This window comes from Paenibacillus sp. FSL R10-2734, assembly GCF_037963865.1.
Classification (GTDB): domain Bacteria; phylum Bacillota; class Bacilli; order Paenibacillales; family Paenibacillaceae; genus Paenibacillus_AQ.
The window spans coordinates 1,372,466-1,397,517 of the sequence record NZ_CP150170.1; the positions used below are offsets into that span (position 1 = coordinate 1,372,466).

Annotated in this window: 17 protein-coding genes; 15 read left to right on the forward strand and 2 right to left on the reverse strand. The window is 40.7% G+C overall.

Translation table 11 applies throughout. The annotated features are described in order from the left end of the window. Window positions 1-203: 203 nt before the first annotated feature. The 3 genes from galA to NSS67_RS06195 all read left to right on the forward strand — a co-directional run bounded on the left by galA (window position 204) and on the right by NSS67_RS06195 (window position 7,351). Complete coding sequence (galA, locus tag NSS67_RS06185; protein WP_339318755.1) at window positions 204-2,573, forward strand: beta-galactosidase GalA; 2,370 nt, start codon at window positions 204-206, stop codon at window positions 2,571-2,573. A 387-nt stretch (window positions 2,574-2,960) separates the two neighbouring features. Then, window positions 2,961-6,245: an S-layer homology domain-containing protein gene (locus tag NSS67_RS06190; protein WP_339318756.1), complete on the forward strand. Its 3,285-nt coding sequence runs from the start codon at window positions 2,961-2,963 to the stop codon at window positions 6,243-6,245. Window positions 6,246-6,322: 77 nt separating this feature from the next. Then, complete coding sequence (locus tag NSS67_RS06195; RefSeq protein WP_339318757.1) at window positions 6,323-7,351, forward strand: peptidylprolyl isomerase; 1,029 nt, start codon at window positions 6,323-6,325, stop codon at window positions 7,349-7,351. Window positions 7,352-7,372: 21 nt separating this feature from the next. Here the strand turns inward: NSS67_RS06195 and NSS67_RS06200 are convergent, their stop codons facing one another. Beyond that, window positions 7,373-8,125 (reverse strand): helix-turn-helix transcriptional regulator, encoded by a 753-nt coding sequence (locus NSS67_RS06200; RefSeq protein ID WP_339318758.1) that lies wholly within the window; start codon window positions 8,123-8,125, stop codon window positions 7,373-7,375. A 114-nt stretch (window positions 8,126-8,239) separates the two neighbouring features. Here NSS67_RS06200 and NSS67_RS06205 point away from each other — a divergent pair, with 114 nt between their 5' ends. From NSS67_RS06205 to NSS67_RS06245, 9 genes are all read left to right on the forward strand, one after another. After that, window positions 8,240-10,528 carry an FAD-dependent oxidoreductase gene (locus NSS67_RS06205; protein ID WP_339318759.1) on the forward strand — a complete coding sequence of 763 codons (2,289 nt, stop codon included), beginning with the start codon at window positions 8,240-8,242 and terminating at the stop codon, window positions 10,526-10,528. A 476-nt stretch (window positions 10,529-11,004) separates the two neighbouring features. Beyond that, entirely contained in the window at window positions 11,005-11,910 is a 906-nt protein-coding gene (locus tag NSS67_RS06210; RefSeq protein ID WP_339318760.1) for an NAD(P)/FAD-dependent oxidoreductase, read from the forward strand. Window positions 11,911-12,035: 125 nt separating this feature from the next. Beyond that, the gene (locus NSS67_RS06215) at window positions 12,036-12,515 is read left to right on the forward strand and encodes an isochorismatase family protein (protein WP_339320512.1); all 480 of its coding nucleotides are present in this window, start codon (window positions 12,036-12,038) and stop codon (window positions 12,513-12,515) included. A gap of 339 nt (window positions 12,516-12,854) precedes the next feature. After that, window positions 12,855-13,778 (forward strand): helix-turn-helix transcriptional regulator, encoded by a 924-nt coding sequence (locus NSS67_RS06220; RefSeq protein ID WP_339318761.1) that lies wholly within the window; start codon window positions 12,855-12,857, stop codon window positions 13,776-13,778. Between the two features lie 335 nt (window positions 13,779-14,113). Beyond that, window positions 14,114-14,602: a DUF2199 domain-containing protein gene (locus tag NSS67_RS06225; RefSeq protein ID WP_339318762.1), complete on the forward strand. Its 489-nt coding sequence runs from the start codon at window positions 14,114-14,116 to the stop codon at window positions 14,600-14,602. A 506-nt stretch (window positions 14,603-15,108) separates the two neighbouring features. Next, window positions 15,109-15,513, forward strand: a complete 405-nt coding sequence (locus NSS67_RS06230; protein ID WP_339318763.1) for a GNAT family N-acetyltransferase — start codon at window positions 15,109-15,111, stop codon at window positions 15,511-15,513. A 218-nt stretch (window positions 15,514-15,731) separates the two neighbouring features. Further along, window positions 15,732-16,160, forward strand: coding sequence for an SRPBCC domain-containing protein (locus tag NSS67_RS06235; protein ID WP_339318764.1), 429 nt, complete (start codon window positions 15,732-15,734; stop codon window positions 16,158-16,160). 246 nt (window positions 16,161-16,406) lie between these two features. Beyond that, window positions 16,407-16,904: an LURP-one-related family protein gene (locus NSS67_RS06240; protein WP_339318765.1), complete on the forward strand. Its 498-nt coding sequence runs from the start codon at window positions 16,407-16,409 to the stop codon at window positions 16,902-16,904. Between the two features lie 447 nt (window positions 16,905-17,351). Further along, complete coding sequence (locus NSS67_RS06245; protein ID WP_339318766.1) at window positions 17,352-20,921, forward strand: alpha-amylase family glycosyl hydrolase; 3,570 nt, start codon at window positions 17,352-17,354, stop codon at window positions 20,919-20,921. 85 nt (window positions 20,922-21,006) lie between these two features. Here NSS67_RS06245 and NSS67_RS06250 read toward each other — a convergent pair whose 3' ends face one another. Further along, complete coding sequence (locus tag NSS67_RS06250) at window positions 21,007-21,600, reverse strand: YdeI family protein (RefSeq protein WP_339318767.1); 594 nt, start codon at window positions 21,598-21,600, stop codon at window positions 21,007-21,009. Window positions 21,601-21,792: 192 nt separating this feature from the next. On the opposite strand from NSS67_RS06250, the gene NSS67_RS06255 reads away from it, so the two are divergent. The 3 genes from NSS67_RS06255 (at window position 21,793) to ahpF (ending at window position 25,009) form a co-directional block, all read left to right on the forward strand. Continuing rightward, window positions 21,793-22,671: an aminoglycoside phosphotransferase family protein gene (locus NSS67_RS06255; RefSeq protein WP_339320513.1), complete on the forward strand. Its 879-nt coding sequence runs from the start codon at window positions 21,793-21,795 to the stop codon at window positions 22,669-22,671. 230 nt (window positions 22,672-22,901) lie between these two features. Then, window positions 22,902-23,465, forward strand: coding sequence for an alkyl hydroperoxide reductase subunit C (gene ahpC / locus NSS67_RS06260; RefSeq protein ID WP_339318768.1), 564 nt, complete (start codon window positions 22,902-22,904; stop codon window positions 23,463-23,465). Between the two features lie 14 nt (window positions 23,466-23,479). After that, a complete protein-coding gene (ahpF, locus tag NSS67_RS06265; RefSeq protein WP_339318769.1) occupies window positions 23,480-25,009 on the forward strand; it encodes an alkyl hydroperoxide reductase subunit F in 1,530 nt (509 codons plus the stop codon). Window positions 25,010-25,052: the final 43 nt, after the last annotated feature.

The following is a 25,052-nucleotide window of genomic DNA, read 5'->3' on the forward strand; positions in this document are numbered from 1 at the left end:
GAGCATATGTAAGCTGTGGCCGTTTTTCGGGATGTTACCGAAGAGCGGCCTGTTTTCTAGTTTGAATATTAAAAAACACACAGGGGATGAAACTTGTTACCTATAATGCAGAATTCTCTTCCTTATTAGCTAAGGTATGAGTCTTTATACTTTTGGAGTATGGGGCTGAAGTGATTAATAATATTAAATTTGGAGTTGATATCATGATGAATAATATACTTTCGAGAGAAAAGATACTGTTTAACGATAGGTGGATGTTTTATAAAGGAGAGCTTCGTATTCCGGTTGCGGTTAAGGCGGGGATGACCGGTGGCATTACCGATAGCGCTTCATTGTCAGAGGGTGAGTGGCTGCATATCGCATTTAATGATAAGGGCATGGGTATCGGAGATTTACAATGGCGAACTCTTAATTTACCGCATGATTGGTGCATCGAACAGCAATATGTCGCAGATGAGTCGATCGGGTCAAGACCGGGGAGTCACGGTTACTTGCCAATGGGAGTGGGGTTTTACCGCAAAGTATTTACAATCCCGCAAGAGAGCTTAGGAAAAAAGTGGAAGGTTCGCTTTGACGGCATAACTGGGACAAGTACAGTATGGGTAAATGGCCATTTGCTAGGCGAGCATGGTGGAGGATATATTGGCTACAGCTATGATTTGACAGATGTACTTCGTTACGGTGAAGAAGGAGAAAATGTTATTTTAGTAAAAGTAGATGCCACAGAATATGAGGGCTGGTGGTACGAAGGCTGCGGCATTTATCGTAACGTTTGGCTGGAACAGACAGATCATTTGCATGTAGCAGAGTATGGAACGTATATTACCACGCCGACGATTTCTGAGGAAACAGCGGAAGTGCAGGTACAAACTCGGATACGTAATGATTACACTGAACTGAAAAACATAGAATTGATGACAGAAATATATGATACCGAGGATCAGTATATATTGACCGTTAGCTCGCATGTTGACGTTGACTGGTACTCAGAAAATGAAATTGTTCAAAATATCAACATTGACCAGCCTAAATTGTGGTCTCCGGACAGTTCAGTGCTATATAAGGCTATTTCGATTGTGAAATATGGAGGCAATGTGGTTGACCGTTACGAAACAACGTTTGGTATCCGAAGCATTCGCTTTGATACGAACGAGGGATTTTTCTTAAATGGACAATATTTACCGATTAAAGGAACTTGCAATCATCAGGATTTCGGTGGAGTAGGTGTGGCACTGCCTACAAGTTTAATAGAATACAAAATCAAATTGTTGAAGGAAATGGGCTGCAACGCTTATAGAAGCGCACACCATCCTCCAACGCCTGAGCTTCTTGATATTTGTGATCGTTTAGGAATGATGGTTATGGATGAGAATCGCAAGCTGGATAGTAGCCCCAGCGGTTTGTCACAGCTAGAACGTTTAATCTATCGAGATCGCAACCATCCCAGTGTAATTATTTGGAGTCTGGAGAATGAGGAAATTCTCGAAGGCACGGTTACTGGAGCAAGAATTTTAAAAACACTTGCTGACACAACGAGGCGGATAGATCCGACTCGACCAAGTTTGGCGGCGATGAATCATGGTTGGAACGATGGTGGTTATGCTGATAGTGTTGATATTGTCGGTTATAACTATGGACAACGGCGGGATCATGACGTTCATGATCATGAAGCTCACCCTGATCGTATAATACTTGGAAGTGAAAGTGCCAGCTTTACAGTAACACGTGGTATCTATGAGGATGATCCTGTGAAGGGATATTGTTCTATGTATGGCACTAACATTCCGTCATGGAGTTGCAGTCCGGAAAAAGCATGGGGAGATGTAGTCAAGCATCCATTCTTAACGGGAGTGTTTATATGGACAGGATTTGATTATAGGGGAGAACCGACACCTCACTTATGGCCTTGTATAAATTCTCACTTTGGACTGATGGATACCTGCGGATTTCCTAAAGACGTATATTACTATATGAAGGCGGTATGGACAGACGAGCCAACGGTTCATTTATTTCCACATTGGAATTGGTCAGGGAAAGAAGGTGAGAAGATAGAAGTACGAGTCTATACAAATACGGAAACGGTAGAACTGCTGCTCAACGGAAAAAGCTTGGGAGAACAAGCTGGGAATCGTACAGATTATATTTCGTGGATGGTTAATTATAAACCAGGTGAATTAATAGCAGTTGGGAAACAGAGTAATGAAATAGTTGTTGAACATAAAGTAGTTACTACTGGCGCTCCACATCGGATCGTATTATATCCTGATCGGAAAGCGATGAGCGCAGACGGAGCGGACACGATTCCAGTTAGAGTAGCTGTAGTGGATAAGGATGATAACGTAATTCAGACAGCAGATAATGAAATTAGTTTTAATGTGACAGGATCAGGGCATTTGCTTGGCGTTGGTAATGGTAATCCTAGCAGCCATGAATCGGATAAAGCATCTTATCGCAGAGCGTTTAATGGTTGGTGTCTGGCACTTGTTCAGTCCTTGCCGGATGCTGGAAAGGTTCGTTTGCAGGCCAGGTCTACTGGATTGTTATCTGCAGAAGTGGAATTGCAAGTCAATTAATTCGCATTAGTATGTTATTAAGTCTTTCAAATAAGCACTATAGCAAATGAGTCTTTCTGTATTCTGAAGGGCTCATTTTTGTTTCTATTGAACAAGCTCTAATAGCAAGTTGGCTGGCTTTCGAATTTTAATTACTTTCAGATGAATGGGTTGCTGCTTCAGAAGAGAAATTTGTTACTGGTAATCATTAATTTTGTTACTTATTATCGAACTGAATTATTGATAAGATCAATGCCGAACACGTAATTAGAAAGCGCTAACATATATAGATAAACCTTGATCCTAAAGGAGGTGAATAAAAAAATGAAATGAAAAAGTGTTGCATAAATAACCATAATCTAGACGTGAAAATCAAGCAGAAATCGATTGAAGGGAGTTTTTACTATTATGTTAAAAAAATTAGTATTACAACTTGCGATGTGCACTGTTTTATTTTTTGCGTTTACTGCGGTTAGTTATGCTGCAGAAATCGTTATTGATTATGGGGATCCGGGGTACTCGGAAACAGGAAAATGGTTGGAAAGCTCTAATAAAGGATATGGGGGCAGTTCTACAAGATATTCAAATGTCGGGGATGGCACAGCCAAATGGACACCCAATATAGTAGATGCTGGAGAATATGAGGTATCTATTTATAAGATTTTTAATGCAAGCGCTGGTAACAGCAATGTCAAAATTGAAGTTGTCCATGATACCGTTACAGATACTGTATATCAAGACTGGACGACAGGCGAATCAGGTTGGGTTAGTTTAGGTAAATTTTCATTTGCTGCTGGAACAGAGGGGCATGTCATCATATATGGTGAACCAAGTGAATTAAATAAGATTTACACCCGTGCCGATGCGGTTAAATTCGTCAATGATATTTCTACTCCTGAACCGCCTAAAACGGTTATTCCTGCAGATACTTATTACGTCGATTCCATTAATGGAAATGATGTAAATGATGGAACGAGTGCAGGTTCCCCCTGGAAAACCCTTGATAAACTTAACTCCCACATTTATCAGCCTGGAACAAAGATATTGCTTAACCGCGGTAGTTATTGGCAAGGACAACTTAAGCCGAAGGGATCCGGCAGCGATGGCAATCCGATTATTATTGATTCGTATGGAACAGGCAATAAACCAATTATTGATGGGAATGGTATCGTAAATGAAGGTGTAGTCCACATCATTAATGAGCAATATTGGGAAATAAGCAATTTAGAAATTGTAAATGATGCACCGATTGCAGATATAAGATATGGGATTTTCATCGAGCTTAATGATTACGGAACAGCAAACCATATTTATATTAAAGATTGCTATATTCATAATATTAAAGGGGATAATACACATCCACATAAAGGAGTTGGTATATTTTACTACGTTTCTAGTAAAGACGACTCCAAATTCAATGATATTCTGATCGAAAAAAATACCGTAAAGAACGTAGACCGATCGGGTATTATTCTTAGAAGCCCCGAAGGTACATTTAGTACAGGGTTAGTAATCCGAAATAATTTTGTCGAAGATATCGGCGGAGATGGGATTGTAGCCAAAACGAGCAAGGAACCTTTGGTAGAATACAATATTGCCAAAGAAACCTCCGCAAGATCTAACAAACCAAACGCTGCAATCTGGACTTGGTATGTGGACGATGCAGTCATTCAATATAATGAATCGTATAACACCGTACGTCTTCCGAATAACGCGGATGCCAACGGTTTTGACAGTGATTTCAATAGCAATCGGAATATTTTTCAATACAATTATAGTCATGATAATGGCGGAGGTTTCATTCTTATAATTAATGTGGGTGGAAGTTATAATGACTCTACGATTGTAAGGTACAATATCAGTCAAAATGATAAAAAAAATGTGGTTGAATTATCAGGTGATCTTACGAATGCGCAATTTTACAATAATACCTTCTATTTAGATAGTTTATCGAGTGCAAAATTACTTCGAGTTAATAATTACTTTGGGATTCCGAAGTCGGCAAGTTTTAAAAATAACATCTTTTACAATTTAGGAAGTGGCGGATACGACATTCCAAAAGTAGAAAATTTAGATTTTGACTCTAATATTTTTTATGGAATGAATGCTCCGGTTCCAACAGAAGCCGCGGACATTACGGTTGTAAATTCAATTTTCTCCGATCCCAAGCTAGTTAATCCGGGTTCCGGCAACAGTCTGATCGATTTTAATGATCCTAATAAACTTAGTGGTTACAAGCTGCAGACAGATTCGCCAGCAATTAACGCTGGTCTTGTTATCGAGAACAACGGAGGCAAGGATTTCTGGGGTAATCCATTGTATCATAAACAGCCGGATATTGGCGCGTTTGAATATAGTGTTAAGCCTGATCCTGGCGCAGGGGGCGTAGGAAATGGAAATTCGGGTTCAGGTGGCAATACCGGATCTGTCATTATAACTACCACGCCATTAAGTGAAGATGCTTCTCTTTATTTTCCGAAAGAAACAGAGCTCCGGAAAGAGTCTTTACAAGATGGGGGTCAAGCCGTATCTGTGGTAATGGATAGTACTCGACTAGCTCAGAAGCTAGCTGTTCTACAAGCCAAGGAGAACCCAATGCTTGCAATCCAGATTCCAGGAGATCATTCGTCAATTGCTGTTAAACTACCATTATCCACTTTGTATAACAGCTTTAAAGTGAACTCGAAAACCATATTGAGCATACGTAGTCACTTGGGTTCGTTTGAATTGCCGCTTGCTTTATTACAGCATAAGGATATTAAGGATGCAGCCGCTTCTAGTGAAGCAACCTTAATTGTCCGCATGAATAAGAGTAAGACATCAGTAACTCAGCAGTTAGAACAAGCTGTTGAGGCTCAGGGATTAGAACAATTAAGCAGTTTGATTGATTTCAAGGTTATGCTTGAAGCTGGAGGTAAAGTAGCAGAGATACGTAGTTTCGGAGATAGCTATGTTACACGCATAATAAAAGTAAATGGAACTATTAAGGATATTTCCCAAGCTACTGCGGTATCTTATGATTCCATTACTGGACAATTGAAATTTGTTCCATCGTTTGTCACCGTGAAGAATGGTCAAACGGAAGTAATGATCATGAGTAATACGAGCGGTATGTACACTATTGTTCAAAGCAAGAAAACATTTGAGGATATGATCGGTCATTGGGCGAAGAGTGATGTAGAACGGTTGGCGGCGAAATTGATTATCAAGGGCACAACAGACCGCTATTACTCACCGGATCAACCAGTTACACGTGCGCAGTTTGCAGCTCTTCTTGTAAGGGGATTGGGTTTGACCTCTGAGACGGTGTCAAATGTATTTACAGATGTTGCGGATTCAGAGTGGTATGCTGCTGAAGTGAATATAGCTGCTCAATACGGTTTGGTTCAAGGCGCAGGTTTAGGTAAATTCAACCCTGATCTGCTGGTTACGAGAGAACAAATGGTCGTCATGATGATGAATGCTGTACATTTTTTTAACGGCAGTTCGATTAAAGGAGTCTATGGCGATGTTCCGTTCGTGGATCAAGATCAGCTGTCGAGTTATGCACGCGATGCTGTAGCTGAGGCCGTACATGAAGGGTTAATAAGCGGGAAGACCGCAACAACCTTTGCTCCGCAAGCTGCTGCAACACGTGTGGAAGCGGCGGTACTTTTAAAACAAGCTCTGCAATATTTGAAGTTGATGAATTAATTATCGCAACTAAAACAAGAGGTTGATTGGATATCATCCTCTTGTTTTTATTTCTCATAATAGAAGGGGGACTTTTGGTGAAAAAGTTAATCGTGGCAGTATTAGGGTTAACGACAGTCATTGGATTAATTCTCATGTCCTCGTTCTTCACAAATGATCGTGAAGATATTGAAACCGTAGCAACGATCAACGGCGAGCCCATTCAATCCTCTGAATTTTTAATGATTTTAAACTATAATTATGCCGCCAAGACCTACAATTACTTTTCCAATACATATGGCGTGAAAGATTATAAAGGTTTTTGGTCTAATGTCTACGGCGATGAAAAACCAATAGAATATGCGGCGAATTTGGTGTTAGAGGAACTGGTCAGAATAAAATCCGAGCAAATTTTAATGAAAGAGTATGGCGTGATCACGGACGCGACTTATGAATTTTTTTCAAATGAGTTACAGAAGGAAAACAATAGGAGGAAAATAGCAGTTGAGAAAAAGGAGGTCATATACGGACCCGAACAATACAGCGATTATCAATATTACTCCCACGTCTTTAGTACCAATGTAAATAAGCTTAAAAGAATACTGGAGAAAGAAAGGTTTACTATTCAAGAAAATGATTTAAGAGAAGCGTATGAACATATGAAAGAGGATTATTTTATGAACCCCTATCATATTCAAGTAGAAAAAATAAGTATGAGCAAAACGGAGCAAGCAGACGAGATTATGAAGAAACTGCGTGGAGGGGACCCAAAGGATAACGTCCTTGAAAAAATAAAAAAAGCCAATAAAGATATCTTGATTGAAACACAGACCTTTAATGAAGATTCAGCCAAAACGGATTATGAATTAAATCCAAAATTGCTTGTTGAAGCAAAAAAAATAAAAGCTGGCGAGATTAGCGGGATTATAGACGAGAATAATAGGTTGACAATCATGAAAGGGATAGCGGTTAAAGAAAGAGGATTTCAGGATTTTGATACTGTGAAAGAGCAAATTATAATCCAGATGATAGATGAGAAATATGAAGAGTTGGTTCAAAATAGAATGAAAAATACGGATGTTAAAATAATGGATAAGGCGTTGGAAAGGATAGTTTCTAAGCTATAAATTAAGTCTTTTAAATAAGCACTATAGCAAATGAGTCTTTCTGTATTCAGAAGGGCTCATTTTTGTTGTTTTCTTAAACATTCTGCTCAAATAATAGCTGTTGTCATAACCACAGTTTTCAGCAATTTTGTCAAGTGTGTAGTGTGTATCGGTAAGCAGCTGTTTAGCTTGCTCGATTCGCAGCGTTGTGACGAAGGAGATCGGTGTCTGTTGATAAGCACTTTGAAAACGACGTGTAAATTGTACGGGTGAGAGTGAAAGCTGTGCAGCAATATTCTTGAGCTGAAAAGAAAGCTGACAGGCTTGCTTGCGAATGAGTGCATACGCTTGATTCATAAGCGGATCCTGTGTCTGATGGCGCGGTTCAGCCTGATGATTGGTTAGACAAACAAATAATAAATCAAATATTAAATGAGCTTTTAAACGATCGCTGTGCGCCTGTGACAGCCGGGTTAGTGTATCCACACAGCGCTGTTTGTCTGTAACGGACTGCTTACCTCCTTCTAAGGGGATGCCTTTTACGTGAAGCAGGTCTGTTTCATCGAAATCACATTGTATAAAGTGAAAGGTTACTGGTTGAATAACTTGTCTATAAAATGGAGTGCCTGGAGGGCAGGAGATGACGGAGCCTTCGTTAGCAATCCCTTCTTCGTTACCTATTCGATAATGAAAAGAGCCTTTTTGAACGGCGAAGAATACCCAAAACGGGTAGATATCCTCGGTTAATAAAAATTGTTCTTTATTTTTCCAAAAAGTGTAATTTTTAATCTTCATATTGGCTCACCTTTTCGTGAAAATAAGTGTATGGATAAAATAAAAATACTGCATTTTAAACGATTATATATCATTGTATCATGAAATTATGTTTAATTCATAGGAGGGTTATCGATGAGATTAGAACGGAAACGGACAGATATAACTGTGATTGGAGGCGGATTAGCAGGAATAAATGCGGCAATTGCTGCTGCCAGACTTGGGAAATCGGTTGCTCTTATTCAAAATCGTCCTGTTCTTGGCGGTAATTCCAGCAGTGAAGTGCGAGTGTGGGTAGTTGGTGCAACGAGTCACGGCGTTCATCGCTATGCCCGAGAAAATGGGATTATGGGTGAGATGTTTTTGGAGAATCAGTATACGAATCCGGAAGGCAACCCGTACTATTGGGATTTGGTATTGCTCGAAATGGTGCGTGCGGAACCTAATATTGAATTATTTTTGAATACGGATGTTCATGAAGTAGAGGCTGACGGGGATGCAGAACGGAGAACGATTCGCACGGTAACAGGATGGATGATGGGGTCAGAGCGTAAAATCACGTTTGAAAGTGATGTTTTCATAGATTGTACGGGGGATGGGTTGATCGGTTTTTTGGCGGGTGCTCAATATCGTATTGGCCGGGAGGCGAGATCAGAGTTTCAGGAGGATTGGGCACCGGAAGTTGCGGATGAAATTACGCTGGGAAGTACGTTGCTGTTCTATACGAAAAGCATGGGACGTTCGGTAAAATTTGTGCCGCCTAGCTTCGCTAAAGATATTACGAAAACGTCGATTCCGTTGCGTAGGGTCATTAAAAGCGGTGATAATGGCTGTTTCTATTGGTGGATTGAATGGGGCGGCGAGAAAGATGCCGTTTATGATAATGAAGAAATTCGCGATGAGCTATGGGCGGTTATATACGGTATATGGGATTATATTAAAAATTCTGGTCAATTCGATAGTGATGATATGATGCTAGAATGGGTTGGCTCAGTGCCTGGAAAACGGGAATATCGACGCTTTGTGGGCAATTATATGCTGAATCAGAATGATATTCTGGAGCAACGTCAATTTGATGATCGTATTGCGTTTGGTGGATGGTCCATTGATCTGCATCCTTCTAAAGGTGTATATGCGGAGGAGGATGGCTCCAAGCATTTGCATTCCGATGGCATCTATCATATCCCCTTTGGTAGTTTATACTCCGTCAACGTAACGAATATGTTGATGGCTGGCCGCAATATTAGTGCTTCTCATGTAGCCTTCGGTACTACACGTGTTATGGCTACCTGTGGTGTCATCGGCGAGGCAGCTGGGACAGCGGCAGCGCTTTGTATCGAGAAGCAGATGGAGCCGAGACAACTGGCTGAACAGGCGATTGGGGAGTTGCAGCAGGTATTGCTGCGTCAGGATGCAGCGGTATTAGGATTACGCAATCAGGATAATCTGGACATTGCACGTACAGCGAAAGTAAGAGCGTCCAGTGAAATGAAGCAATTGCAAACGATCGATGTAGGTACGAACAGAGAACTGACAACAGATGCTGGCTTGTTGATTCCGATAGATCCAGGTATGGACAGCATTGAAATTTTGCTTGATTGTAAGCGAGAGACTATTTTAGAGGCGGAGTTATACCATACAGGGCTTGCAGAAAATTATGTTCCGGCTGGGCTTATCACCACTGCTACGGTTACTGTGAGCAGCGGCGAACGCCAATGGGTAACGATTCCTTTAAGCTGGCATCCGGAAGTGAGCCAAAATGGTTTTATTGTGTTGAAGGCAAATGATGCACTTGCTATTTATCAGGCAGAAACCCCGGTGACAGGCGTATTAGCTTTCGTGAAGCAAAAGGATACACCAATAGTAGATCCAACGCTTGCAGTGCAGCCAGCTCAACCTGTTTCAGAATGGAGCATGAAGGGGATAAACCGTAATCCGTACTGCTTCCGAGTTCATGCAGCGACAGCTTCTTTTGCAGCAGAGAAAGTGATTAATGGGTACAGACGTCCTTATGGCGGACCACAAATATGGGTGTCGGAAGTGCTGGCTGCAAATACTATTGATCCAAATACTACTACTGAGCAGGCTCTAAATGGTAAGGCGTGGCTTGAGCTAAGCTGGGAAAAAGAGGTGGCTGTACAGCAGGTGCATATTATTTTTAATGATGATGTGAATGAAGATTTAATTAATTTGCACCGTCACCGTACACCATTTGATGTTATTCCTGAGCTGGTGAAGGATTATCGGATCGAGGCTATGACTGAGCATGGTTGGGAGGTAATATGCCAAATCACTAATAATCGTATGCGGAAACGTGTACATCAGTTTCCGAAGCAAGTAAATTGCACACAGCTACGCCTAGTCGTGGAGCAAACGAATGGTAGTTCTCGTGCTGAAGTAATAGAAATTAGAGTGTACGAATAACATATTTCTTTGCCCTGCCAATTCCATTATTGGCAGGGCAGAAATACAGGTGCCCGAGCTATTTTGCAGACTCTCGATATGCGGATGGAGTTGAGCTCGTTAGTAGTTTAAATGTTCGGTGGAAAGTAGACCCAGAATCTAAGGTTATTAAAGCGATTGTGGAGCTATAATGTTATGCTGGATGAACCTGTGTGCAACTTCGATTAACGTATTTGACGCTTTCAGATTAAGTTGCAGTGCTCGGTTAAAATAGAATAAATCCTTGCCTTTTAAATTTATTGAAGTTATTATAGATTCACGAAGTCTTTAATTGAAAAATTTAATCAAATATTCCTTATATCTAGGAACAAGAAAATTGCGGATCTGGTAACAACACTAATGACGGAGTAAGATCCGTTCTTTTTTTGGTATGATAAGAGATAACGAGAGTCTTTAATGTCTTTAATGTAAATTGAAAACCGAAAGGGAGAATCAGGATGACTCATGATTGTGTAATTATAGGTGGAGGACCGGCAGGTCTAAATGCTGCTCTTGTACTAGGTAGGGCAAGAAAAAGTGTGGTTGTTATTGATGAAGGACGCGCACGTAATAGGGTTACTCGAGAAACGCATGGCTTTCTTACCAGAGATTCAATAAGTCCAAGTGAATTTAGGAGGATTGCAAAGGAGCAGATTAGTGCCTATCCATCCGTTGCTTTTGCGGATGATACCGCTATATCGATTACGGGAACTGATGGTGATTTTCAAATTACGACGGTTCAGGGTCAGACTTATCAAAGTAAAAAGCTGCTCTTTAGCATAGGAATGAAGGACCTCCCGATGGATATTAAGGGGCTCTCAGATGTATATGGTAAAAGCGCCTTTATCTGCCCCTATTGTGATGGATGGGAGCTAAGAGATCAGCCGCTTGTCGTAATTGTTAAGGGAGCCGATGCAACGCATATGGCCCAAGTGATATCAGGATGGACGAATAACATTACCATATGTACTAATGGATCTGATGACTTAACGGATGCACAGCGCGAGGAACTTCAACAACATAACATTCCTGTCTTTACTTCACCGATTCAGTTGATCGAATCTAATGACGGTATGGTGGAGCAAGTTGTTCTGAAGGATGGTACTAGTATCCTATGTAGGGGGATATTTTTCAGACCGAAGCTTACGATCGGATCAGATATGCCTCAAGCCATCGGTTGTGAAATCACAGAAGCTGGAACAGTCATCGTCGATAATCTCGGTAAAACGAACGTTCCTGGTGTTTATAGTGCCGGTGATGCAACGACACATCTTCATCAAGCGATTATTGCCGCTTCTATGGGCTCATTAGCTGGGGTGGGCATTAACAACGAATTGAATGGAGAGAAATGGAATTACGTATGATGCTATTGTACAAAATAGTCTAATTCATTCATTCCCTTGAGCTGAATCTACATCCAGATTAGTATAGAAACTAGCTATATTTATTCTGAGAGGGGTAGTTCAAAATAAAAATTGGATTTCTAATTATTGATATGCAAAACCTTTTCTTACACGATCATATGGAGAAGTTAAATGTAAGTGGGGCTTGTGAATACATTAATCATGTGTCTGGGTTACTACGTGCCAAAGACCAAATCGTCGTCCATATACAAGACATGGAAGGGGCGAATGAGGACACGGATCCAGAAGCAAGAAGTGTTATTTCGGAAATTACAGTAGAACCCAATGACATCTGTCTGGCAAAAGAATTCTCTAATGCTTTTTGGAAAACGGATTTGGAGCAGCTGCTACGTGAACATGGCGTTGAGTTCGTTATTATTGCGGGCTTCGCCGCAGAACATTGTGTAACCTTTACTATTAACGGTGCACAAGAAAGAGGCTTTCAAGCGGCCATTTTACAAAAGGGTATCCTTAGCACACAGCCAGATGCTATTACCTCGATTTACCGTGATCGGCATATGATCTCTTACCCAGTGATCGAGTTCTTGATGGAGACCATTGCTTGAGATTCTTATAATAGAAGCTAATGATAATAAATGGAGTTACGTATTAGATAACTAATATGTAACTCCATTTTATTATAGGATTGTCCTTCACTAATGTATCTTATATTTTCGAACAAGCTCTTAAATTAAGAAATGCATCCTTTTAGACTTGCGACTGAGATTGTTAAGCTAACGAGCAGGATAAAGGAAATGATTGATTTTCAATCTGGACAATTCTACCGGCAGTTGAATAAAGTGCATGTGACAATTCAACCATCGATTGATAGGATTGCGTTTGCGAAAATGCTATGCTGTTTTCGACAGTGCGCACTGTACATTTTGTTTTATTGGAGGTATACAATGCTCGACTTGCGTAAAATTGGAGCTTATATTTCGAAGCTTCGCAAAGATCAGGATCTGACCCAATTGGAACTTGCCGATCAACTGAATGTAAGTCATCAAGCGGTATCGAAATGGGAACGGGGCGACTCGCTACCGGATATCGGAACGCTTCCGCAGTTTGCGAGGTTATTCGGCAAAACGGTAGACGACATTTTAAATGCAGGAGACAATGCAGAAAATCGGGAGCACCCGCACCTAGGAACGATCGTAGAGGAGATCGCAGAGAACAGGCCGGAACAAGTTGCAAAGATGGTCAATACCGGTGAGGTGGAGGTGGAAGAGCTTGTAGAAGTAGCGCCGTTTGTAAAGGCAAGCGCTCTGCATAAGGTTACAGAAGGATTAGACAGCAGTGTCCTTAAGTTAGACGTGATCATGCGGCTGGCTCCGTTCCTTGGAACAGGTACATTGGATGAACTGGTTCGTCAGGTAGAAGAGGTCGAAATTGTATGGAATGCCATTACTGGACTCGCTCCGTTCGTCAGCAGCGACACATTAAGCCGACTGGTAGATAAATCGATGGACGGTTCCTTAGAAGTGCACAAACTTGTTGAAATTGCCCCGTTTCTTGAAAGCGAACATGTAGATCGGTTGGTACAACAAGCAGAAGAGGGCAGCTTGAGCTGGCATTCCATTCAAGGGCTGGCACCCTTTATTAGCAGAGAAACGTTAAGCTCCTTGGTAGACCGGGTTGCAGATGACACCATCGATGCGAACACGATCATAAGCCTCGCACCTTTTCTGGGCAGGGAAAATCTCGAGAATTTGATTGGTGGAGTCGAAGCTGAACATCTTAGCCCAGATCTGCTGGCAAGCCTTGCTCCTTTCGTCGATCAAGGGACATTGAGTAGAATGGTGACAAGCTTATTAAATAAAGTAAAGTAGACACGTATATCGGAGATTGGAGATCGGAGATTAGTGATGCATAGACCGTCAGCGATCCTCAAAGCTACCAGCTTAAAATTCGGTAGCTTTTTGTTTGGACTTTCGGATCATTGTGAACCAGCATTACACAGAAACCTTTCAAAGTTATATGAGAATAATGTTCTGGACTAGGCAACGGCGTTAAGCTAACGGAACACGATAGTTCAATGCAACAAGAAGGCAGCCGATCAGAGGATCAGCTGCCGTTTTTATTGAAGTAAAGGGCAGGATAACTCAGTAATTTCGCGAATAAGACGTTATAAGAAATCAGCGAGAAACTATAAGGAGCAGAAAACATGAAATGCCCTCACTGTAACAACGAATTAAGTGAGCTTCCTTTATGTTACGGAAGTGAAGCACCATATTATTTTTACACTGTACCAGAAGAGAAAAGAACAGAATTAATTAGAGATTTTTGTGTAATTGATGAACAGCATTTTTTTATTAGAGGACATATTGAAATACCCATAATTGATAGTAATGAGAAATTTATATGGAGTGTTTGGGTTTCTCTTAGCGAAGAAAACTTTTTGAAATCTAATGAATTATTGCACGTAGAAGGAAGGGAAACTGAAAAACCTTATTTTGGTTGGTTATCGACTGAACTTTCAATATATCCAATAACTACATTATCGTTAAAGACAATGGTACATACACAAGAAGTTGGTGCTGTTCCGTTAATAGAATTAGAACAAACGAATCATCCACTTGCAGTTGAACAAAAAGAAGGAATTACAATGGGGAGAGTTAAAGAAATTGCTCATTTAATAAATCATAGTCAGTAAGAGAAGATTTTGAAAGAATAGTCGAAGAAGCTGCCGACATCTTATAAGACTGTCTTCCCACTGCTGAGCTTACGCTCCTTGGTCTGCTAAGGGTTTTCGGTGAAGCGTAATCAGCAGACAACTCTGCAAGGCAAAGTCCATCGGACTCGGTGCGTAATGTCGATTAAGCTAACGTGTCACATTAGTGGAATGGCGGTTGTTTCGGCAGCTATTTTTTATTTGTTCAACTAACGGGAAGATTAACGGATTAGTATGCTTAAGTAAAAGAAGTATTCTCATGAATTCTCTAATGTAAATAAATACAAATTCCACTTCAGTTAATCTATTTTCTATACATATTTTTAATAGTATATTGAGGTGAATAAAGTGATTATTCACTTTGATAAATCCGAAATTGCTTTGTCGGTATTATTTTATGGCTTCGTAAGGATTGCAAAACCATCGAAATATGGGAGTTTAAAACAGATGTTGTGCCGTAGTTAGTTTTATGAAGGGAAGGCATAGGGGTGAGCATTTATTACGCTTCAAGCAAAGAGGATATCACTAAGGATGCACTCCAAGAGTTATTTCTTTCGGTAGAATGGGAGTCTGGCAAGTATCCAAACGAGCTTTTACAAGCAATCGGAGGGTCTCATTCAATTGTTACCGCTTGGGAAGGAGGGAAGCTTGTCGGTTTAATAAATGCTTTGTCAGATGGTGTTTTAACGGTATATTTTCATTATATGCTTATTAATCCGAGTTATCAGAGTATAGGTATAGGTAAGGAAATGATGAATATAATGCTTGATAGATATAAAGGGTGTAAAACAAAAGTATTAATTTCTTATCCTCATGCAGTGGATTTCTATAATAAATTTGGCTTTAATACAGAGGATGGAGCTACACCAATGTTTATCTCAGATTTGATATGATTGAACTGACGGGGAACTATAGTTCAATAATGAGAGGGCTACAGAGAGGTAATCCTTTGTTCAACTAAAGGGCAGCATAGTTAAACAACCTTCCCTAATGTGTTTTTTTTCAAAAATGAGCAATCGAAAAGAAATCACATGAACCGTACCATGGTATAATATTCGTATACAAATAATTACATAAATTTAAATCCTTATAAAAAAGGGGGATGAGCAATATGGCAAATATCGAGCACTTTCAGACAGTGAATGTTCCAGCTTCAACGGTATATGAGGCATTAACCACTGCAAAAGGACTTTCAGAAATATGGACAAATGAACTAATAGTCAATGATCAGATCGGTTGTATAAATGAGTTCCGATTCGGCGGCGAAGGCTTAACAAAGATGCGAGTTGATGAGCTTGTTCCCGATAAAAAGATTTTGTGGCAGTGTGTTGATTCAGATCCAGAATGGATAGGTACGACAATCTCTTTTGATATGAAGGAAAAAAACGGGAAGACTTCAATCATTTTTCGTCAGATGAATTGGGAGGATGTGACCGCATTTTATCGCGTATGTAATTATAACTGGGCTATTTTTTTGTACAGTCTTAAACAGTATTGCGAAGAAGGCGAGGGTCTTCCGTATCATAAACGGAAGTTTTAGAACCATTGAAAACACGGATGGGTGACTAAAGTACATGATCCCGAGAACTGATTTCGGAAGTACTGGGTAAGTACGTAGAAGTTGTCACCTTAGTCTTGACAATCATTCGTTCAACTAACGGGAAATGATAGTTCAATAAAGAGAGGGCTAACGAAAGGTAGTTCTTGGTTAGGTGGCTATCACTATTAATGTCTATGATGAAATCTGCGCTTTAATAATATGCTTATATCGAAGGGGGGCATTGGAATGAAGCAACTTTATATAAAGCAGAAGGTATTCAGTCTAAGTGGTAAATTTACGGTAAAGAATCAGCAGGAGCAGGATGTCTATTATGTAGAGGGCAGTTTTATGCAAATACCAAAGACGTTCTCCATTATGAATACAACAAGAGATGAAATCGCACTTATTACGAAGAAGGTATTTAGTTTTTTACCGAAGTTTTTTGTTGAGGTCAATGGTCGAGAGGTGCTAACGATTAAGAAGGAGTTTTCTTTCTTTAAAGCACGATATACGATTGATGCGGCTGACATTGAGGTACATGGTAACTGGTGGGACATGGATTTTCAGGTCTTGCAGCGTGGTGTAGTCATAGGTAAAGTGAACAAGGAGTGGTTTACTTGGGGCGATAGCTACAAGGTTCAAATATTTAATGAGGAGATGGAGGCAATCATGATTGCGTTCGTTGTTGCAATTGATTGTGTAAAAGCTGACCAAGCAACTGCTTCCTCATCAGCGACGATTTAATTTAGGAACATACAAAATAATATGTTGATGGAATTTATATTTCATAAAATCACACTAGAATAGTTACGAAAGTATATAGCCTAGTTCTATAAAATTCTATAAATAGCGGTAATCTAAGATTTTAATGTGTCTCGAACAACTAATGAATGAAAACGATTGAACATTTGTATTTAAACCATTAAATTTTTATGTTTATAGCCTAAAAGATGCATTGACCCGGAAAAGATTGGCGCCTATAATCATAAACAGGGAAAATTCATTAGATATGGAGTTATCTGTAACCTGAGAATTTCTCAACAGGCCTGTTTGTAAACGCATACAATGAGGTTTTTCTATGATTTCTAAGAAGGAGGAGATTGGATAAGTTAGATTGTTTCTTTTTTTCTCATTTTTGCAAACGTTTGCACAACGTAATTTGCACTTAAAATTAATGAGGAGGTTATTTACTTGGTACGAAAACAATCTAGGCGGTTTGTTTCTTGGTTGATCATTTTTTCGCTTATCTTTAGTTTATTTGGTTTTTCCGGCGGGGCTTCAGCCAGTAACACTGATTATACAGTCTCCTATACAAGCTCCACAGCATCTGCTGTAACACTGCATTGGACCACGAATAACTGGGCGAATACCACGGACACGGTCATGTCAAAAAATGGAACTACATTTACGGCTAACCTCAATGTTCAGGAGGGTGCCACACTCATTTATTGTTATCACATCACGGCTCCGACGGATAGTTGGGACAGCAACGGAGGGAAGAACTGGACGGTTGTTATTCCGGTTGCTGGGAAATACGAAGCTGAGAGCGCAGCCTTGTTAGGTGGCACAAAAGTAAATACGAATCACACCGGATATTCTGGCACCGGTTTTATTGATGGATACACAACGACAGGAGCAACAACTACTTTCAATGTGCAGTCTTCCGCTGTGGGTGCCTATAATGCTACGCTCCACTACGCCAATGCGACCGGCAGTGCCAAGAAAGTTTCCATTTATGTGAATGGAGCAAAGGTGAAACAGACAACTCTGGCGAACTTGGCAAATTGGGATACATGGGGAGACCAAGCAGAAACACTCACCTTACAGGCAGGCAATAACACGATTGCTTATAAATATGACTCGGACGACACCGGAAATATTAATATCGACTATGTGACTCTTTCGGCCGCGCCTACTCCAACGGCTACTGCAACTCCTACGCCAACGCCAACAGTGACCCCTACACCAACGCCAACCGCAACTCCTACACCAACACCAACAGTAACTCCTACACCAACGCCAACAGCAACTCCTACACCAACGCCAACCGTAACTCCTACGCCAACACCAACACCAACAGTAACTCCTACACCAACACCAACAGTAACTCCTACACCAACGCCAACTTCGGCTGGCTTAACGGTTCATTTTAAGAAACCAGCAAACTGGAGCTCATCGATTCGAATCCATTATTGGAACTTAAGTCCGACAACGGTTCCAATAAGCGGAGCTTGGCCAGGAATTCTGATGAAATCGGATGGAAATGACTGGTACAGCTTTACCATTTCTAACGCCACCGGTGCAAGTCTTATCTTTAATGATGGCAACGGCAAACAGACGGCTGACTTGTCCCGCAGTGTAAAAGAGGGCTGGTATTCCGCGGATAACGGGTGGTCTGACGCTAATCCGGAAATTCCGAAGATTCCCGTGATTTCAGTCTCGTTAGTGCCGAAAACATATGATTCTGCACAAACCGTGAAGCTTTCCAGTCTCAATAGCGATGATAAAATTTACTACACGACAGACGGGACGACACCTACGACAGCTTCTACCTTGTACACCACTCCAATTCAAGTAGCAGCTTCTATGACTATCAAGGCTTTTGGTGTTAACTCCATCAGTCAAGTAGGAAGTGTAGGCACTTTCGCTTATGTTATTGATCTAAATCTCGACCTGCAAGCCCCAACAATTCTAGCGAATTTGCCTGTTGGGAATTCAACCTCTGCAGTTACCGTCTCTTTTAATATCAAAGATAACAAAGCGGCAACGACCACCGCATATTACACGGATAATGGTACGGAACCAACTACCAATTCAAATCTTTATATCTCAGGCAATGCTTTAACTGCTCTAGCAGGTCCGTCCATTCTTATTAATAAGACAACTACACTGAAATTTCTGGTGGTCGACGATGCCGGAAATGAAACGAAACAGAGCTTTGTCTACACGATTGGAAATAAAGGCGATTTCCGGGAAGACACCATTTATTTCGTGATTACTTCTCGTTTCTATGATGGTGATCCGAGTAACAATGTGCATTCATGGGAGGATACCAAGGCAGGAAATCCGGATTCAGACCCAGCTTGGAGAGGTGACTTTAAGGGACTGATTCAAAAGCTCGATTACATCAAAGCGCTCGGATTCAGCGCCATTTGGATTACGCCAGTTGTGCAGAATGCCAGCGGATATGATTATCATGGCTACCATGCGATTAATTTTTCCAAAGTAGATCCAAGGTATGAATCAGCAGGAGCTTCTTATCAGGAATTGATCAATGCGGCTCATGCCAAAGGCATAAAGGTCATTCAGGATGTCGTGGTGAATCATACCGGTAATTTTGGAGAAGAGAATCTGTTACCTATGTTCAAAAAAGATCCAACTGCAGCGGACACCGTGAATAATATGATCAAAATTACGGATAAACTGCCAGCTAACTATGATACTATGACCCCTGATCAGCAATATCAGGCAAGACTCGCAATAATGAAAAATGCGGAGACCAACAATAACATTTACCATACCGAAAAAAGTCTTTCCTGGGAATCTTACACCGTACAGACAGGACAGATTGCAGGAGACGCAGTGGACTTGAACACGGAGAATCCTGCGGTTAATCAGTATCTAATCGACAGCTATAATCAATATATCGATATGGGTGTTGATGCTTTCCGGGTCGATACTGTGAAGCATGTGAGCCGGTATATTTTTAACAAATACTATGTTCCTGCTTGGAAAACAAGAGGGGGCTCAAACTTCTTTGTCTTTGGTGAAGTGGCCACTCGGTACAGAGATGTGTGGAACAGTGGGATTCCGGCGATATCGACCCCATTCTATACATGGAAAAGCTCGAAAGCCTATCCAGGGGATGGACAAAATGATTATGCCTCCAACAAGTTATCAGTGGAACAAGAGTGGGCAGATAACTCTACTACGGTAGGACAGCCAACCTCTAACAATGCTTTTTTAATAGGTAATAATTATCACGCGCCGGACTATTCGATGAAATCGGGTATGGACGTTATTGACTTTCCGATGCATTGGGCGTTCAAGACTGCACAGGAAGCATTCAGTATGAAGAGTGGTGATCAATTCTATAACGATGCTACCTGGAATGTAACTTACATTGATTCTCATGACTATGCACCTGACCAAGCACCAGAAAATCAACGATTTGCAGGGACACAAGACACCTGGGCTGAGAATCTTGCTCTGATGTTCACTTTCCGAGGAATACCTGCGATCTACTATGGTTCTGAAGTTGAATTCAAAAAGGGATCAGTCATCGATGTAGGTCCAAATGCTCCTCTTAGCTCAACGGGGCGCGCTTACTTCGGAGATCAAATTGAGGGTAGTGTTACTGTTCAAGATTACGGTAAATATACAAATGCTACCGGCACACTTGCGGACGCATTGAATTATCCTTTGGCCAAACATATCAGACAACTCAACTTAATCAGAAGGGCTGTTCCAGCCTTGCAAAAAGGCCAGTATTCCACAGAGAACGTATCTGGTGATTTGGCATTTAAAAGAAGATACACCGACAGCTCCAAGGGCATTGATAGCTTTGCATTAGTTACGATCTCAGGCAATGCGACATTTACCGGAATTCCGAATGGAACTTACGTGGATGCAGTGACTGGCGATACCAAAACTGTTACTAACGGTACCATCACTCTGGTATGCTCCGGAAAAGGAAATGCGAGAGTTTATGTGTTGAACGGTAGCGGTGGAATTGGAGTGACAGGTACCTACCTGAAGTAAAATAAAAGTCTGTCTTAGTTAAAAAAGAAGAAGCAATCTCAGTTCGGATCTTTCACCGTTCTAAGGTTGCTTCTTCATTTACAACTTAATCATTTAAGCCTTTTCCACTCAGAATTTGTGGCATCCATTTTTCAACCCTAGATACTCGAGTTTTGGATTGTTTGGGCTCATTAAAATGATGAAGGTATGCTCTTTGCCGCCCAGGCGTCAAGGCTTCAAAAGCAGTTTTTAAGTCTGGGAGTTCATCGAGTTTATTTTGAAATTCATCAGGAATGATGAAATCTGTGTTCTTTTTAAATTCCACTTCTAAACCGGCTTTTTCAACTTCAATGGCTTCATAAATATAATCTTTTATGATGGCTTCTTTTTCAATGATCTCTTGAACATTGGTGAACCGAATCTGACGCGCCGCCTGCACATTTTCTGTTTGTTGAATTAGAATCCCATGGGCATCCTTTAACAAGGCACCTTTATGAAACAGCAGCGCAATATATTCTTTAAATCCATGGATTAAAACTATGTTCTTATTCTCAAACGTATAACAAGGATGCATCCACTTAAAATCTTCGGTCAATTCACAGTCAAGAACGATCCTTCTCAACGTCTCGTATTCTTCCTGCCACTGTTTTACTTTCCTTAAAAATCCATCAACCTTAGGATTCGTATTGCTATTTGTCATTAAGGAACACCCTTCTTCCTCATAATAATATTAAGCTTTCAAAAAAGTTCGTTTTCAACTTCCCCTTGCTTAGCTTGTCCCTTTTGAGGGCAATCTAATAGCATAGTTTGCATACAGACAACAGTGAAGCTAACATAATAGTAGATGTCTCTTATAAAAATGGCTAGTAAAACTTATGTTAGAGAGGTAATTATGAATACAATAACCGTCGATTTAGTTGCAAGATTAATCAATGAACAATTTCCAGAGTGGTCCGATTTAGAGATTAGACCTGTGAAATTCAGTGGGAATGATAATCGAACTTTTCATTTAGGTGAACATATGAGTGTGAGGTTACCAAGTGCAGCAGCTTATGCTCCACAAGTAGAGAAAGAGCAACTATGGTTGCCCATATTAAGTAAAGAACTCACGTTACCTATTCAAGTACCCTTAGCCAAAGGGAAGCCTAACGAAGAATATCCATTGCCTTGGTCTATCAATAAGTGGGTAGAAGGAGAGACATTAACGAACCAAAATATTAATGATCTTAATCAGTTTGCAAGAGATTTGGGGGCATTTTTGATAGAGTTACAATCTATTGATGCTAGTGGGGGCCCCTTAGCAGGAGAGCATAATTTCTATAGAGGTGGATCTCTAGCTGTGTACGATGAAGAGTCTAGACATGCCATTGAGAATAATAAAGATATTTTTAATGAAGATGTAATGCAAAAAATCTGGGAACTGGCATTAGAATCTACATGGAACTCCAAGCCAATTTGGGTTCATGGAGATATCGCACCAGGGAATTTACTAGTTAAAGATGGAAAGCTATGTGCAGTCATTGATTTCGGAATATTAGGTGTAGGCGATCCTGCTTGTGATGCGGCAATGGCTTGGACTTTTTTTGATAAGGATAGTAGAAAGATATTCAAGGATGTATTAAATATGGATGAAGAAACTTGGAACAGAGCGATAGGGTGGGCTTTGTGGAAAGCGCTGATCACATACAATGGCAATCGATATTCTAACCCAAAGGTAGCGAGTGAATCTTTAAATATTATCAATATAATAAAAGATGACTTTGAATTGTAGAAATTACGCTACATAAAACGTGTAAACTGACCCATACTAGTTCATAAGTATGATAATTTATGAACATTTAGCGACTGACAACGATTATCATATTAGAATTATTATAAATAACTTGACAGGCCTTAATTTGGTTAATTATAATAATTACAAATAGTATTCAGATATGTGATGTTTGCAGATTTGAATATTGTACTCACAAAAAAATAAAACTTAAAGGAGATTTAAATAATATGTCACTTATCGGAACAGAAGTCCTACCATTCAAAGCAAGCGCATTTCAAGATGGAAAATTCATCGATGTTACAGAAGAAAACTTTAAAGGTAAATGGAGTGTAGTTTGCTTCTACCCAGCTGACTTCACATTCGTATGCCCAACTGAACTTGAAGATCTCCAGAACCAATATGAAACCCTAAAACAATTGGGTGTTGAAGTATATTCCGTTTCCACAGATACTCACTTTACACATAAAGCATGGCATGAAAGCTCTGCAGCTATTGGCAAAGTAAAATACATTATGATCGGCGATCCTTCTCATGTAGTTTCCCGTAACTTTGATGTTCTGATCGAAGCTGACGGTCTTGCTGATCGTGGTACATTCATTATTGATCCAGACGGTATTATCCAAACCGTTGAGATTAATGCTGGTGGTATTGGTCGTGATGCAAGTTCGCTTGTTAACAAAATCAAAGCAGCACAATATGTACGCAATCATCCGGGTGAAGTTTGCCCAGCAAAATGGTCCGAAGGTGCTGAAACACTTAAACCAAGTCTCGATCTTGTAGGTAAGATTTAAGGAGCGAAAGCTAAATGAAACTAGATCAAGAAATTAAAGCTCAACTAGCACAATACCTTGAACTCTTGGAAGGCGATGTAGTACTGAAAGTCAGTGCAGGCTCTGATGAGGCATCCCAAGAGATGGCCCAACTTGTTGATGAAATTGCCAAAATGTCGACTAGGATAACGGTGGAAAAAACCGACCTACCTAGAACCCCTAGCTTTAGCGTAAACCGTGTGGGTGAAGATACAGGCGTAACCTTTGCAGGAACTCCACTAGGACATGAGTTTACTTCATTAGTGTTGGCTCTATTGCAGGTTAGCGGAAGAGCTCCTAAGGTTGAGCAAAGTGTCATTGATCAGATCAAAGGCATTAGTGGCGAATACAAGTTTGAGTCTTATATCAGCCTGAGCTGTCATAATTGCCCAGATGTTGTACAAGCACTGAACCTAATGAGTATCTTCAATCCTGGCATTACTCATACGATGATTGACGGTGGAGTATTCAAAGAAGAGGTAGAAAGCAAAGAAATTATGTCTGTTCCAAGCGTCTACCTTAATGGTGAATTTTTCGAAAGTGGTCGTATGACGGTTGAAGAAATTCTAGCAAAAATGGGTAGTACTGTGGACGCTTCAGAGTTTGACAATAAAGCTCCTTATGATGTACTTGTTGTTGGCGGAGGCCCAGCAGGTGCAAGTGCAGCAATTTACGCGGCACGTAAAGGGATTCGCACAGGTATTGTTGCTGAACGCTTAGGCGGACAGGTTAACGACACGCTTGGCATTGAGAACTTTATCAGTGTAAATTACATTGAAGGTCCTCAGCTCGTAGCTAAACTCGAAGAGCAAGTGAAAGAGTACGGCATTGATGTGATGAAATTACAGCGTGCTGCACGCTTGGATAAGAATGACTTGATTGAAGTTGAACTCGAGAACGGAGCTGTTCTAAAGAGTAAGACGGTCATTCTATCGACAGGTGCTCGTTGGCGCAATATGGGTGTGCCTGGTGAAGCTGAATTCAAGAATAAAGGCGTAGCTTACTGCCCACACTGTGATGGTCCTTTGTTTGCAGGCAAAGATGTTGCCGTTGTCGGCGGCGGTAATTCAGGGATTGAAGCAGCTATTGACCTTGCGGGTATAGTGAAGCATGTAACGGTTCTGGAATTTGCTCCAGAGCTCAAAGCGGATGCTGTACTGCAAGACCGTCTCTACAGCCTACCTAACGTTACTGTGCTAAAGAACGTGCAAACGAAAGAAATTACCGGAACAGATAAGGTAGATGGTATTTCTTATATCGATCGTGCGACTGAAGAAACTCACCATATCGAATTGCAAGGTGTGTTTGTACAGATCGGTCTGGTTCCAAACACAGATTGGTTAGGTGACATGGTTGAACGTACTCGCGTAGGTGAGATCGTTGTAGATAGCCATGGCGCTACTAACGTACCAGGGGTATTTGCTGCTGGTGACTGCACTAATAGTGCTTATAAACAAATCATCATTTCGATGGGATCTGGTGCAACTGCAGCTTTAGGTGCATTTGATTATCTGATCCGCAACTAATCGATATTGTTAATAAAAGCAAGAGACCCGAAAGTCCTCACTT